We start from the raw sequence: 13,911 nt of genomic DNA on the forward strand, positions 1-13,911 counted from the left end.
GGCTCAGCCTCCCCGCGGTGCGTGCTTGCCGAGGCCCTGCAGGTAGGCGACGACGGCGTCCAGTTCGGTCTTGCCGGCCACGTCCTGCGCCGCCTTGCCGATCTCCGCTTCGGTGTAGGGGTCGCCCAGCCGCTTCAGCGCGCGCATGTGGGCGGTTATTTCGGCGCCGTCGAGCTGGTTCTTCTCTAGCCACGGGAACGACGGCATGTTCGACTCCGGCACGACGTCGCGCGGATTGGTCAGGTGCACGCGGTGCCAGTCGTCCGAGTAGCGGCCGCCGACGCGCGCCAGGTCGGGGCCGGTGCGCTTGGAGCCCCACTGGAAGGGATGGTCATACACCGACTCGCCCGCCAGCGAGTAGTGGCCATAGCGCTCGGTCTCGAAGCGCAGCGTCCGGATCATCTGCGAATGGCAGTTGTAGCAACCCTCGCGCACGTACACGTCGCGACCGGCCAGCTGCAGCGCCGGGTAGGGCTTCACGCCCGGCAGCGGCTTGATGGTCTCCGCCTGGAACATCAGCGGCACGATCTCGGCGAGGCCGCCGAAGGACACCACCACCGCGATCAGTACGGCCATCAGGCCGACGTTGCGCTCGATCTTCTGGTGCGCGTTGCCGCCGTATTCTTTCTTGTCGCTCATCTCGGCTCCTCAGGCGCGCGCGTCGCTGATGTCGGGGGCGAGTACCGGCTGCGGAGCGCGCGCCGGTGCCATCGCGAACGTCTTCCACATGTTCAACGCCATCAGGCCCATGCCCACCAGCACGACCAGGCCACCGCCCAGGCGCACGAGGTAATAGGGATACGTGGCATTGAGCGCTTCGACGAAGCTGTAGGTGAGGGTGCCGTCGGCGTTGGTCGCACGCCACATCAGGCCCTGCATGACTCCAGCGATCCACATCGCCGCGATGTAGAGCAGCACGCCGAAGGTGTGCAGCCAGAAGTGCGTGTCGATCCACTTGGTGGAGTACATCGATTCACGGCCCAGCAGGCGCGGCAGCAGCGAATAGATCGATCCGATCGAGATCATCGCCACCCAGCCCAGCGCGCCCGCGTGCACGTGGCCGACGGTCCAGTCGGTGTAGTGCGACAGCGAGTTGACCGTCTTGATCGACATCATCGGCCCCTCGAAGGTGGCGATCATGTAGAAGCTGATCGCGACGATCATGAACTTCAGGATCGGGTCGGTACGCAGCTTGTGCCACACCCCCGACAGCGTGAGGATGCCGTTCAGCGCGCCGCCCCACGACGGCGCCAGCAGGATCAGCGAGAACACCATGCCGAGCGACTGCACCCAGTCGGGCAGGGCGGTGTACTGCAGGTGGTGCGGGCCGGCCCACATGTACACGGCGATCAGTGCCCAGAAGTGCACGATCGACAGGCGGTACGAATAGATCGGGCGCTGCGCCTGCTTCGGCACGAAGTAGTACATCATCCCGAGGAAGCCGGCGGTCAGGAAGAAGCCGACCGCGTTGTGGCCGTACCACCATTGCGCCATCGCGTCGACCGCGCCGCTGTAGGCCGAGTAGGACTTGGTAAGCCCCGCCGGCATGGCGATGTTGTTGACGATGTGGAGCAGCGCGATGGTGAGGATGAAGCTGCCGTAGAACCAGTTCGCCACGTAGATGTGGTTGACCCGGCGCTTGACGATCGTGCCGAAGAACAGCACCGCATAGGCGACCCACACGACCGTGATCAGCAGGTCGATCGGCCATTCCAACTCGGCATATTCCTTGCCCTGGGTCATGCCCAGGGGCAGCGTGATGGCGGCGGCGACGATCACCGCCTGCCAGCCCCAGAACACGAAGGCGGCGAGCTTGTCCGAGATCAGTCGCACGTGGCAGGTGCGCTGCACGACGTGCAGCGAGGTGGCGAACAGGGCGGAACCGCCGAAGGCGAAGATCACCGCATTGGTATGCAGCGGACGCAAGCGGCCGTAACTGAGCCAGGGAATGCCCTCGCCGATCGTCGGCCAGTACAGCTGGGCGGCGATGAACGCGCCCACCGCCATCCCGACGATGCCCCACACCACGGTGGCGATGGAGAACTGCAGGACTACCTTGTCGTTGTAGAAACCGTACCGTGCGTTTGCGGCAGGAACGGGATTGGAAGCCGGGGCGCCACCTGCGGTGGGTCCGGCGGGAATCGCGTCATTGGAGGTCATGGGGGAAGGCTCGCTTCGACGTCTCGTATTTTGGGTTTCCGGAAAAACCCATTCTTGATCCGGATCAAACAGATCAATCGGCGGCGCGACCATCGGGCGAACATCGCATGGGCGCGTTCACTGCCAACACGCCTTTGTCCTCCCATCCCGGGCGCAGGGCAATAGGCCCATGGGCCAAGGCAAAAAAGGCCCCCGGAATTGAGCTGGATCAAGCCATCGGGCCCCGCACGGGTGCAGGATGCGACTGCCGCAATCGCCGGTCATCGAGGAGATCGCCATGGATCTGCTGGTTCGCGCCACGCGTTATCCGGATTGGGATGCCGGCGTCGCCTTCGCGGCACGCCTGGCAGGGCAGTTGCGTACCGGTCTGACCGGGCTGCACGTGGTGCAGGGCGGCATTCCCCCGGTGTGGGAATACGACTCCGGGCTGCTCCTGGCTGAATACGCCGCCGCCATCGACGAACAGGTGCGCGACGCGGAGAAGGCCGCGCCCGTGTTCGAAGCCTGGGCCGAATCCACCGGGGCCGTCTTCCCGCGTTGGCTGGTGGCCCGGGGCCACGTCGGCGATGCGCTGCGCTTCACCAGCAACTGGCACGACCTGCTCGTGCTCGCCAGGGATGCGGACGAGATGTGGAGCGGCCCCGGCGCACTGGCTTCGATCATCCTGCACACGGACCTGCCGTGCCTGGTCGTGCCACCGGGGCACCAGGCGCTGGCCCTGGACTGCGTCGTCGTTGCCTGGAACGGCTCGATCGAGGCCATTCGCGCGCTGCATGGCGCGCTGCCGCTGTTGCGGCGCGCGAAGCGCATCGTGCTGTTGACGGGCACGCGCAAGGCGATGCTGCCACCCGTGCGGGTGCCGGAGTTCGCGCTCGAGCAATGGTGCCGCCGGCACGAACTGCCGGTTGAATTCGAGGTGTTGGACGACACCGCCGACAAGGGCGCACCAATCCTCGAAGCCGCGCATGCCGCCTACGCGGACCTGCTGGTGATGGGCGCCTACGGCCACACGCGCTTCACCGAACGCATACTGGGCGGCGTGACGCGCTTCATGCTGGAGAACGCCGACCTGCCCTTGCTGATGCGGCATTGAGCCGGCGCCCGTTGCAGTGGCATCGAATCACGCGGGGCTGTTTCGTGGTGATCGCGCGCTGCCGTGCCCGCCATCGCGGGCGTTGAACGCATGCGTCCTTCGATCCGCGCGTGGCGGAGTCGAAGGACGCCGGGTGGACTGAAGCAACGCCAGCGTGACGTTACTTCGTCACCACCAGCTTGCCCTTCATCAAGGCCGAATGGCCGGGGAAGGAGCAGAAGAAGGTGTAGTCGCCGCCCGCCTTGAGCTTGCTCCCGGCAAAGGTGGCCTTCGTGCTGGCGCCGCCGCCGACGACCGGAGTGGCGGCAATCACCTTGGCATCGCCCTTGGGCACGTAGCCCGCCGCGGCCCCGGCTTTCGTGCCCGCGGCGGTAATCGCGTTCATGTCCGCCGTCTGGCTGATGACCACGTTGTGGCCCATCGCCTGCGCGGGCATCTTGCCGATATGGGTGAGCTCGATGGTGATTTTCGGGCAGGACGCGGAAACCGTAGCGGTCTTCAGGTCGTACTGCATCGCATCGTTGCCGGTCAGCTTGAGCGTGCAGTTGGGGGCGGCGTGGACGAGGGAAGCGGCGCCCAGGAGCGCCAGGCCGAGCAGTGCTTTCGAAGTGGATTTCATGGCGTCACTCTCTGACTTGGGGGATTGCGGATTCAAACCCGCGCGGATTTCAAACCCGCCATGCGGACGCGATTGACGGGCCAGTGTCCCGTCTTGTTCGCCCGCGATGGCGGGTTCGCAATCCGCTTACGGCTGGGTGGCCTTGCGTACTGCGGCGAGGAACTCGGGATCGGGGCGGGTGCCTACCTGCTCGGTACGCGCGAGGATGCGGCCATCCTTGTCGAGCAGCACCAACGCACTCGTGTGGTTGAACTCGCCGTCGGCGAGCTGGCGGAAGCGGATGCCCAGCACGCCGGCGACGGTGCGCACGTCAGCGGCAGGCGGCGCTGACAACGTCCAGCGCTGCGTATCGAGATTGCGCTTGTCGACGATCGCCTTGAGCGCGGCGGCATCGTCGCGCGCCGGATCCATGCTGATGAGCAGGATGCCCAGTTGCTGCTGCTGCGCCGGCGTGAGGTTCTTCTCGATCGCCTTGCCCGAGTCGACGATCAGCGGGCAGATGTACTTGCAGGAGGTGTAGAACATCGACACCAGCTGCGGCTTGCCGCGCCGCAGCCGCCAGTCGCTGGCCTGGCCGGCCTGGTTGGTCAGCGTCAACGGCAGCTGATAGACCGAATCGCGCGGCAAGGGTGGCGGCGTTGCGGCCGCTGCCAGCGTGGCGGCACTCAGCAGCGTGAGCAGCGCTCCCGTGCAGACGGCAATTGCCAGGTTTCTGAATTTTTTCATTTAGCGCTCCTCGCGCAACGGAATCCGAGGTTGGCGGTGGCGTCACTGCCTTCCAGCGAGGACAGCATCGCCACTCGCATCAGCACCGCGTAGTTCTCGCGGTCGTCCATCGACAGTGCACCGGCACCGCAGAATTTGGTTTTGTCGGCATCGCCCTGGTTGCGGTTGTCGCCCGACACCAGCAGCGACGAATAGTCGTCGGTCCATTCCCACACCAGTCCGTGCATGTCCTGCACGCCCCAGGCGTTGGGCGCCTGCAGGCCGGCGCGGGGAAGGGCTTGATTGGAAGGGCGCGAGTACCAGGTCAGGATGCGTTCGCGCCAAGCCGGGTCCTTGCGTGCGTCCTTGCGGGTCTCATCGGCCGCGGCGGCGAACTCCCATTCCGACCAGGTCGGCAGGCGCGTACCGATCGACTCGCAGTAGGCGTTCGCCGCGAACCAGCTGACCCAGGTGACCGGTTGCCCCGGCTCCGCTTTCGGGCCCAGTTCGGTCGCGCTTTGCCAGTGCGACAGGTAGCGCGGTTCCGCGAACACGCGGGCGACGCGATCCCGCTGCCACTGCGGATGTGTCTTCACGAACGCGAGGAAGTCCGCATTGGTGACCGGTTTGCGCATCAGCGCGAAGGGCGCGATGCGCACGCCGCCCTTCGCGTCTTCGTACTGCAGCGCCGACTTGAACGTGCCGCCCGGCAGCGGCGCGAACAACCCGGCGGCGGCGGCGAGGCCGGCGACGGGAAGTACGAGCAGCAGCAGGGCGGACACGCGGCGCATGGCTCAGTGCTCCGCGGCTGCGGCGGGCCCGCCCGCCTTGCGACGCGCGGCGACTTCGTCCTTGTCGATCTTGCCGCCCGGATTGCCCCAGCTGTTGAGCACGTAAGTGCCGATGTTGGCGACTTCGTCATCCGTGAGCTGCGACATCGGCGGCATCACCGAGTTGTAATCCTTGCCGTTCACGGTCACGGGGCCGGTGAGGCCATGCAGCATGATGTCGACGATGCGCTTGGGATTGGCCTTGATCAGGTCCGACTTCGCCAGTGGCGGGAATACGCCTTCCATGCCTTCGCCGTTGGGCTGGTGGCAGGTCGAGCAGGTGCCGGCGAACAGTGCCTGGCCGGCCTTGATCTGGTCTTCGGCGGTCAGCGCGCCGGCCGTGGCCGCGGTGGTGGCCTGGGTGACGGCGGCGAGGTTGGGCTGTGCGCGGTCGCCGATGTACATCGCATCGACTTCCTTGCCCGAGTAGATGTCCTTGCGCTCGGCACCGTCGGCCTTGAGGATCGCCAGCGCACCCTTGTTGAAGGCGCGGAAGATCGAATGGTCGACCAGGACGTAGCTGCCCGGCACTTCCAGGTGGAAGTCCATGATCGCCGCGCCGCCCGAGGGAATCAGCGTGGTCTGCACGTTTTCCTGGAAGCGCGTACCGCCCTCGAACCAGACCTTGTCGAAGATCTCGCCGATCACGTGGAAGCTCGACACCAGGTTGGGGCCGCCGTTGCCGACGAACAGGCGCACCGTTTCACCGGTCTTGGCGGTGAGCGCCTTGTCGCCGGTGAGGGCGCCTTCCATGCCGTTGAACAACACATAGGTCGGGTGCTCCTCGATCGCCTTCTCCATGTCGAAGGGCTGGTGGCCTTTCTCGCGGTACTTGCCTGACGTGTAGAAGTCGCCTTGCATCACGTAGTACTCGCGGTCGACCGGGGGCAGGCCTTCCGGCGGCTCGACCAGGATCAGGCCGTACATGCCGTTACCGACATGCATGCCGACCGGGGCGGTCGCGCAGTGGTAGACAAACAAGCCCGCGTTGAGCGCCTTGAAGGTGAAGCGCGAGACATGGCCGGGCGCGGTGAAGCTCGACGCGGCGCCGCCACCGGGGCCGGTGACGCCGTGCAGGTCGATGTTGTGGGGCATCTTGCTGTCGGGCATGTTGCGCAGGTGGAAGACGACGGTGTCGCCCTGGCGCACGCGGATGAAGCTGCCCGGAACGGTGCCGCCGAAGGTCCAGAAGGTGTAGGTCACGCCTTCGGATATCGGCATCTCTTTTTCAACGACGTCGAGTTCGACGATGACTTTCGCCGGCGCCTTGCGCCCGGTAGCGGGAGGCACGTTGGGAGGCGAGGTCAGCACGGCCTTGATTTCCGCGCCCTGTGGCGGACCGAAGTCGCCCTTCTGCGAGCCGCCCGTATCGTTGGCGGCGGCCGATGTCCTGGCCGCGTCACCCTTGTCGCCCTTGTCGGCTTTGCATCCCGTGAGAGCGAGCGCGGCGAGCGCAACGGCGAGGAACAACGAACGGTGATTCCAGATCACTGTCTTCATTGCCAACTCCTTTAGCCTTCAGAACGGGACGGACATCCCCGTGGGTTGGGTTGCGACGGCCTGTGGACCGGTGTCGGTGGTATCGGTGGTAGTCACGGCATATGCGGTGAGCGCGGCAGCGAACAACGCTGCGATGGCGATGGCGAGGACTAGCGCCGGACGGGAACGATCGGCATTCATTGCGGACTCCTGGACGTTTGCATCGTGGATGGGTTTCCGATGCAGCGCAGTCTGAGCGTGTGGCGAAGTCCCTGATCTGATCTGGGTCAAGCCGGGTGAACACGATCACCCGCGCACTCTGCGGGTTGATCGAGGTCAAGGCGGCAGCGCTACACGGGGGGGAGCCTATCCGTAACCACAGGAGGAGCCGCCCGATGTTACACCCCGTATGGCCGCCCGTCGTGATCGCCGCCGCGCTGGCGGCCCCGGCCTGGGCAGTCGCCGCCGAGCCGGTTTCGTTGCCAGCTTCCGCCCCCGCCCACTCGTCAACACCCTCGCCATTTGGGTTCGAATGGAATGCGCGACTGCGCAACGAGTTCGTCGACGATGACGCATTCGCAAGCACATCCAATGCCACCACGCTGCGCCTGCGTGCCGGCCTGCGCATGCGTTGGGCGCATGGCTTCAGTGCGCTGCTGGAAGGCGAGGGGATCGCCAGCGCCGGGGACCGTTACAACAGCGGCGCCAATGGTGTCACCACGCGCCCGGCGATCACCGATCCCGAAGGCGCCGAGTTGAACCAGGCCTACCTGGCCTGGAAGGGCGGGCACGCCGGCGCCACGCTGGGGCGGCAACGTTTGTTGTTCGACAACCAGCGCTGGATCGGCAACAGCGGCTGGCGCCAGAACGAGCAGACCTTCGACGCGGTCGCGTTCGACGTGGGACTGCGGCCTGGCCTGACCGCGCGCTACGCATGGCTGGATCGCGTGCATCGCGTCAACGGCGACCAGGCGCGCGACGTGCTGGCGCGCGAACGCAACCTCGATAGCCATGCCTTCAACCTCGCATGGAAGCATGGCGTGCAGCAGGTGGTGGGCTACGCCTACCTGCACGACGATCGCGACGTCGCCACCGCATCGACCGCGACCTGGGGCCTGCGCGCGGTCACCGACACGGTGCGCGACGGCAACGGCTGGGGGCTGGCGCTGGAATGGGCGCAACAACACGATTACGCCGACAATCCATTGTCGTTCTCGCACCAGTACTGGCTGGTCGAACCCGCGTTCACCCGCAACGGCATCACGTGGCGCGGGGGCTGGGAACACCTCGGTGGCAACGGACGCCACGCGCTGCAGACGCCACTGGCGACGCTGCATGCGTTCAATGGCTGGGCCGACAAGTTCCTGGTCACGCCACCGGCGGGGCTGGAGGATCGCTACCTGGCGGCCGGCGGCGCGCTCGGACATGGCGCCACGCTGTCGAAGCTCAAATGGGCACTGGCCTGGCACGACTATCGTGCCGACAGCGGAAGCCAGGACTACGGCCAGGAGTGGAATGCGTCGCTGGGATTCCCGGTGCACGGCAAGCTGATTGGACTGGCCAAGCTCGCCGACTACCGTAGCGACGGCTTCGCGCGCGACACCACCAAGCTGTGGCTGCAGCTCGAATGGGCGCAGCCATGAATTCCGGGGAGGCAATCGCATGAGCAGGAAAATTCCCCTGGTCTATTCGTGCTCGGGCTGCTCCAGCGCCGCGCAGATGGCCAACCAGATCGCCGTCTGGCTCGACCGCAACGGCGCCGCGGAGATGTCGTGCATCGCCGGCGTCGGCGGTGGCGTGACTGCGCTGGTGAAGACCGCACAGAGCGGGAGACCGATCCTGGCGATCGACGGCTGCGCACTGGCCTGCGTGTCGGCCTGCCTGGCCCGCGCCGGCATCACCGCGGACAAACACCTGCTGCTCTCCGAATACGGAGTGAAGAAGCGCCGCCATGTCGGCTTCGACGAGGTGCTGGCCGCCGAGGTCTACGTGCGACAGGCATTGCCCGCGGCGCTCGGTCTGGCTGGCCGCGACCATGCGTGCGTCGCGAGTGCCGGCGTTACGGGAGCGCAAACGCCGGACGAGGCGGGGTGAACCGCCCGGGTCCTCGTCCCCCCGGCCGCCTACGGCGAGGTTGCTGAATGCGGGGAGTCGACTCACCCGGGGTCGGACGCCCATTATCCGGATAGCGGCCAAGTTCCAGCGCCCAAATTCCCGTGCGCTATCGCATGGGGGGTGTTTTGTGAGCTCATGTGCCCCCGTCCGCGTCGCAGCCAGCTGCGTCGCCGCTTCTCTCCCCATCACGGTTCTTTCCATGTCGCGACCCGCCTCACTCGACACCCAGCAGCTGCTCGAATGCGCCCAAGGCACGATGTTCGGCCCCGGCAACGCGCGCCTGCCGGCGCCGCCGATGCTGATGTTCGACCGCATCACGCGCATCACCGAGGACGGCGGTGCCTTCGGCAAGGGCCAGTTGGTCGCCGAACTCGATATCCGTCCGGACCTGTGGTTCTTCGCCTGCCACTTCGAAGGCGATCCGGTGATGCCCGGCTGCCTCGGCCTCGATGCGATGTGGCAGCTCGCCGGTTTCTTCCTGCCGTGGCTGGGCGAGCCGGGTCGCGGCCGCGCGCTGGGCGTGGGCGAGGTCAAGTTCACCGGCCAGGTGCTGCCGAGCGCGAAGCGCGTCCGTTACGAGATCGACGTGAAGCGCGTGCTGCGCGGCAAGCTGCGCATGGTCATCGCCGATGGCCGCACCTATGTCGACGATCGCCTGATCTACGAAGCCGAAGGCCTGCGCGTGGGCCTGTTCCAGTCGACGGAGGGCTTCTGATGCGTCGCGTCGTCGTTACGGGCATGGGCGTCGTCTCGCCATTGGGCAACGATGCGGCCAGCGTCTCCAACGCACTGCGCGAGGGCCGCAGCGGCCTGCGCGCGGCGCCCGAACATGCCGCGCATGGCCTGCGTAGCCAGGTCGCCGGCGTATGCGCCATCGATCTCGACGCCGCGATCGACCGCAAGCTCAAGCGCTTCATGGGGGATGCGGCGGCCTTCGCCTATGTATCCATGCGCGACGCGATCGCCGACGCAGGCCTGTCCGATGATGCGGTGCGCGATGCGCGTACCGGACTGATCGCCGGTTCCGGCGGCGCCTCGCCGCATTGGCAGATCGAAACCGGTGACCTGCTTCGTGAGAAGGGCGTGCGCAAGGTCGGCCCGTACATGGTGCCGCGCACGATGGGGTCGACCGTGTCCGCGAACCTTGCCACTGCCTTCGGTATCCGCGGGGTCAGCTATGCGCTTTCCGCCGCCTGCGCGACCTCGGCGCATTGCATCGGCGCTGCCGCCGACCTGATCCGCCACGGCGCGCAGGACATCGTCTTCGCCGGCGGCGGCGAAGAACTGCACTGGGGCATGACCTGCCAGTTCGATGCCATGCACGCGCTGTCGACTCACTTCAACGACACGCCCGAACGCGCCTCGCGTCCCTATGACGCGAACCGCGATGGCTTCGTCATCGGATCCGGTGGCGGCATGCTGGTGCTGGAGGATTACGAACACGCCAAGGCACGCGGCGCGCGCATCCATGCCGAACTCACCGGCTACGGCGTCACCTCCGACGGTGCCGACATGGTGGCGCCGAATGGCGAGGGCGCGATGCGTTGCATGCGCATGGCGATGGCGGGGTTGGACGGGCAGGGCGTTGGCCCGATCGACTACCTCAACACCCACGGGACCTCGACCCCGCTCGGCGACATCGTCGAACTCGAGGCGGTGCGCGCGGCTTTCGGCGGCGACGCGATGCCGCCGCTGTCCTCGACCAAGGCGCTCACGGGCCATTCGCTCGGCGCGGCCAGCGTGCACGAAGCGATCTACAGCCTGCTGATGCTGCGCGACGGTTTCATGGCGGGATCGGCGAACATCGACGAACTCGACCCGCGCGCCGAAGGCTTCCCGATCCTGCGTGCATCGCGCGACGCAGCGTTGCGCACGGTGATGTCCAACAGCTTCGGCTTTGGCGGCACCAACGCGACGCTGGTGTTTAGCGGAATTTGAGCGCGGCCGGGCAGGCTTCAGGCGCCGGTTGAATCCGGCGCCTTGTGGCCAACGATCACTTTGACGGTTCGTTGAGCTTGCCGGTGTACACGTCCAGGTTCCTTTCCAGATCCGTGTTGGTCTGCAAGCCCTGCTGCATCAACTTGCCGATGCGCTGCTGCGCGGCCGGGCGCTGCACCGAGGTGAGGAACGCCTCCCACTCCGCTCCGATCTGTTCGTCGGTCGGCAGGCTGCTGGCATCGACCAGGCGCTTGATGTCGGCGATGGTCTGCTTGTCGAACCCGGCGATGCGGCGGGCCATCGTCTCGACGAACTTGTCCAGCTCGGCATCGGGCAGCGCACGATTGACGTAGCCGTAGCGCTCGGCGAGTTCGCCGTCGAGGTAGCTGCCGGTCATCAGCACTTCCAGCGCACGACCGCGGCCTATCAGGCGCGGCAGGCGCGCCGACGGCCCGCCGCCCGGCGCGAAGCCGGCGCCGATCTCGAACTGCGACAGCTTGGCTTTCTCCCGGCTGGCGAAGCGCATGTCGGTGGCCAGCGCCAATTCGCTGCCGACGCCGGTGGCGCGGCCGCGGATCTTCGAGATCGACACGACCGGCGCCTTGCTGATGCGCACCAGCATGTCCGGCAGCTGCGGCAGACCGGTCTTGCCCGGCGGCAGGCTGGTGGACTCGGCCAGCGGTGGCACGAAGTCGTAATGGGTCATGAAGAAGTCCGGCACGTCGCTCTCGAACACGACCACCCTGACGTTCGGATCGGTCTCCATCGCAGTCACGACTTTGTTCAACTGCGGCATCGTGTTCGGGCCGTAGAGGTTGTACGGGGGGTTGTGCAAGGTGACGCGCCAATACTCGGGCGTGACCTTGGTGAGCCGGATCTGGTCCGGGGCGTCGGTGGCCCGCTGCGGCTTGGTGGCCTTGGGAGCCGAGGCCTCCTGGGCAAACACGGGAGCGGTGAACGTGATGCCGACAGCAAGAAATGCCGTGGCGAGCAAGTTGAGCTTCATGGTGGAGTTCCGGTGGGGGAGGTGACGAATGTGGAGAGTGGTTTACGCGCCGGGTAGAGCAGGATGTCCCAGCGATCTTTGACCTTCTACACCCGATGCCCCCACCCTCCCGGGTGATGCAACGGGGAAGTAGCGGCAAGCACGCTCGTTCGGCGAAAGGCCTGCGATTGAAGCTACTCGCGTCGATGGGGCGCAAGAAAGACTGCATGGCGAAATACTTTCTTCCACGCGATGGAAGAATGGGTCTTTGCCAGATTATGTCGCGCATCGGAAGGCTGACTTCCGCGAAGCATTCTTTCTCGGCATGAAGAGACACGCGTACATTCCCCAACCTGGAGCACAGGTCAAGGCCGCGTGATCTCCGGCGGCCTTCCGGTTGCGCCCACGCCGGGCTGTAGCGATGTCACCCACTCAAGCGAGGAGCACCACGATGGCGATACTCACCATAGACATGCGCGTCGGTCGCACCGACGAGCAGAAGCGCAGGTTCGCGACGGCCATTCTCGATGCGGTCAATCGGGCCACCGGCGAGCCGCGCGAGAACGTACACCTGATCATCCACGAGAATCCCGGCATCAACCTGGTCGAGAACGCGCAACACCTGCCGGATTTCGCGAAGCCGACGCCCGAACGATAGGCCGAGTCCCGGAGACGCCGCCATGCCACTGATCCAATGTCATCTCTCCACGCCTCTGTCGACGGAACAGAAGCGGTCGCTGGTGACGGACCTCGTTGAGGCCACTGTCACCACACTCAACGCCGATCCGAAGGCCATCACCGTCATCCTCCACGAGCACCAGGCCCCAAACATCCGCGAGCTCGACTTCGTTCCACGCGCCCCAGGGTGACGCGATGCGGCGGCCCCTGATTCACCAGAAACCCGGGGCAACGGCGACGCCTGGCCGTGGTCCTCGACGCGCGCACCTGCGCGGTGGTCAAATGCGACCGGACCAGCCGGTTCGGCTCCGCTAAAGAGTACGGTGGCGCAGATGGATCGCATCGAGGCCATGAAGATCTTCATCGCCGCCCTCGACGAGGGCAGCCTCGCCGGTGCCAGCCGCAGGACCGGTCGCTCGCCCGCCGCGGTGAGCCGGGCCGTCGCCTATCTCGAGGCGCACGTCGGCGTGCCGCTGCTGCACCGGACCACGCGCTCCATCAAGCTGAGCGAAGCCGGCGAGCGATACGCCACCGCCTGCAGGAGAGTGCTCGCGGACCTCGAGGAGGCGGACCGGCAGGCCGCCGGCGAGCGGTCGGTGCCACGCGGCACCCTGACCATCACCTCCACCATGTTTATTGGTGTGGAACTGCTACGTCCGATCGTCGATGCCTTCATCGAGGAATTCCCGACGGTCAACGTGCGGATGCACCTGCTGGAAAGGCCAGTCAACCTGATCGACGAAGGCATGGACCTGGCGTTGCGCGTTACCCCTCTGGCCGACTCGACGCTGGTCGCAACTCGCATCGGCGAGGCTCGGCGCGTGATCGTGGCATCGCCGCGCTACCTGGCGACACATCCCGCCATCGAGCAACCCTCCGACCTGAGTGCGCACCAGATCATCACGATGTCGCACATGGGCCTGGATTCGTGGAGCTTCCCGCCAACGGAAGGATCTTCGATTCATCAATCCGTTCCATTTACTCCACGCCTCGTCGTCAACAACGTGCACGCGGCAAGGGCCTCGGCGGTGGAGGGGCACGGCGTGACTAGACTGCTGTCGTATCACGTCGCTTCCGAACTCGAACAGGATGCACTGCGCATCGTCCTGGCCGATGCGGAGCCGGCGCCGCTCCCGGTCCACCTGGTCTCGCCCTACGGGCGCCTGTCGGTGCCGAAGGTGCGTGCGTTCGTCGATTTCGCCACGCCGCGCCTGCGTGCGTCCTTCACAAAACTGAGTACGTAGACACCCCAGCAATTTCCTCGATTGCATCGCTGGGTGGAAGAATGTCTGCCGAAGTGCGTGGATTC

16 protein-coding genes are annotated in these 13,911 nt (G+C 66.1%); 8 read left to right on the forward strand and 8 right to left on the reverse strand.

Annotation, left to right across the window (positions count from 1 at the left end; genetic code table 11):
* Positions 1-3: 3 nt before the first annotated feature.
* Both ccoO and ccoN read right to left on the reverse strand, forming a co-directional pair.
* Positions 4-639, reverse strand: coding sequence for a cytochrome-c oxidase, cbb3-type subunit II (ccoO, locus tag ACYVGE_RS16065; protein WP_460731071.1), 636 nt, complete (start codon positions 637-639; stop codon positions 4-6).
* A 9-nt stretch (positions 640-648) separates the two neighbouring features.
* Entirely contained in the window at positions 649-2,160 is a 1,512-nt protein-coding gene (gene ccoN, locus ACYVGE_RS16070) for a cytochrome-c oxidase, cbb3-type subunit I (RefSeq protein WP_460731072.1), read from the reverse strand.
* Between the two features lie 277 nt (positions 2,161-2,437).
* On the opposite strand from ccoN, the gene ACYVGE_RS16075 reads away from it, so the two are divergent.
* Positions 2,438-3,253, forward strand: a complete 816-nt coding sequence (locus ACYVGE_RS16075; protein ID WP_460731073.1) for a universal stress protein — start codon at positions 2,438-2,440, stop codon at positions 3,251-3,253.
* Positions 3,254-3,413: 160 nt separating this feature from the next.
* Here the strand turns inward: ACYVGE_RS16075 and azu are convergent, their stop codons facing one another.
* The 5 genes from azu to ACYVGE_RS16100 all read right to left on the reverse strand — a co-directional run bounded on the left by azu (position 3,414) and on the right by ACYVGE_RS16100 (position 7,087).
* Entirely contained in the window at positions 3,414-3,872 is a 459-nt protein-coding gene (azu, locus tag ACYVGE_RS16080) for an azurin (protein WP_460731074.1), read from the reverse strand.
* A gap of 126 nt (positions 3,873-3,998) precedes the next feature.
* The gene (locus ACYVGE_RS16085; RefSeq protein WP_460731075.1) at positions 3,999-4,598 is read right to left on the reverse strand and encodes an SCO family protein; all 600 of its coding nucleotides are present in this window, start codon (positions 4,596-4,598) and stop codon (positions 3,999-4,001) included.
* Positions 4,595-5,368 (reverse strand): formylglycine-generating enzyme family protein, encoded by a 774-nt coding sequence (locus ACYVGE_RS16090; RefSeq protein ID WP_460731076.1) that lies wholly within the window; start codon positions 5,366-5,368, stop codon positions 4,595-4,597. Before ACYVGE_RS16090 ends, ACYVGE_RS16085 begins: the two co-directional genes overlap by 4 nt.
* Positions 5,369-5,371: 3 nt before the next feature.
* Positions 5,372-6,907, reverse strand: coding sequence for a copper-containing nitrite reductase (gene nirK / locus ACYVGE_RS16095; protein ID WP_460731077.1), 1,536 nt, complete (start codon positions 6,905-6,907; stop codon positions 5,372-5,374).
* A gap of 18 nt (positions 6,908-6,925) precedes the next feature.
* Positions 6,926-7,087 (reverse strand): hypothetical protein, encoded by a 162-nt coding sequence (locus ACYVGE_RS16100; RefSeq protein WP_460731078.1) that lies wholly within the window; start codon positions 7,085-7,087, stop codon positions 6,926-6,928.
* Positions 7,088-7,281: 194 nt separating this feature from the next.
* On the opposite strand from ACYVGE_RS16100, the gene ACYVGE_RS16105 reads away from it, so the two are divergent.
* From ACYVGE_RS16105 to fabB, 4 genes are all read left to right on the forward strand, one after another.
* Positions 7,282-8,529 carry an alginate export family protein gene (locus ACYVGE_RS16105; protein ID WP_460731079.1) on the forward strand — a complete coding sequence of 416 codons (1,248 nt, stop codon included), beginning with the start codon at positions 7,282-7,284 and terminating at the stop codon, positions 8,527-8,529.
* 19 nt (positions 8,530-8,548) lie between these two features.
* Complete coding sequence (locus ACYVGE_RS16110; RefSeq protein WP_460731080.1) at positions 8,549-8,980, forward strand: putative zinc-binding protein; 432 nt, start codon at positions 8,549-8,551, stop codon at positions 8,978-8,980.
* Between the two features lie 220 nt (positions 8,981-9,200).
* Entirely contained in the window at positions 9,201-9,716 is a 516-nt protein-coding gene (gene fabA / locus ACYVGE_RS16115; RefSeq protein ID WP_460731081.1) for a 3-hydroxyacyl-[acyl-carrier-protein] dehydratase FabA, read from the forward strand.
* Positions 9,716-10,939 carry a beta-ketoacyl-ACP synthase I gene (fabB, locus tag ACYVGE_RS16120; protein ID WP_460731082.1) on the forward strand — a complete coding sequence of 408 codons (1,224 nt, stop codon included), beginning with the start codon at positions 9,716-9,718 and terminating at the stop codon, positions 10,937-10,939. Before fabA ends, fabB begins: the two co-directional genes overlap by 1 nt.
* Before the next feature lie 55 nt (positions 10,940-10,994).
* On the opposite strand, the gene ACYVGE_RS16125 is transcribed toward fabB, so the two are convergent.
* Entirely contained in the window at positions 10,995-11,945 is a 951-nt protein-coding gene (locus ACYVGE_RS16125) for an enoyl-CoA hydratase/isomerase family protein (RefSeq protein ID WP_460731083.1), read from the reverse strand.
* A gap of 400 nt (positions 11,946-12,345) precedes the next feature.
* On the opposite strand from ACYVGE_RS16125, the gene ACYVGE_RS16130 reads away from it, so the two are divergent.
* From ACYVGE_RS16130 to ACYVGE_RS16140, 3 genes are all read left to right on the forward strand, one after another.
* Positions 12,346-12,582 carry a tautomerase family protein gene (locus ACYVGE_RS16130; protein WP_460731084.1) on the forward strand — a complete coding sequence of 79 codons (237 nt, stop codon included), beginning with the start codon at positions 12,346-12,348 and terminating at the stop codon, positions 12,580-12,582.
* Between the two features lie 22 nt (positions 12,583-12,604).
* Positions 12,605-12,793 (forward strand): tautomerase family protein, encoded by a 189-nt coding sequence (locus ACYVGE_RS16135; RefSeq protein WP_460731085.1) that lies wholly within the window; start codon positions 12,605-12,607, stop codon positions 12,791-12,793.
* Between the two features lie 141 nt (positions 12,794-12,934).
* Positions 12,935-13,846, forward strand: a complete 912-nt coding sequence (locus ACYVGE_RS16140; protein ID WP_460731086.1) for a LysR family transcriptional regulator — start codon at positions 12,935-12,937, stop codon at positions 13,844-13,846.
* Positions 13,847-13,911 lie beyond the last annotated feature (65 nt).

Source organism: Lysobacter rhizosphaerae, assembly GCF_054779795.1.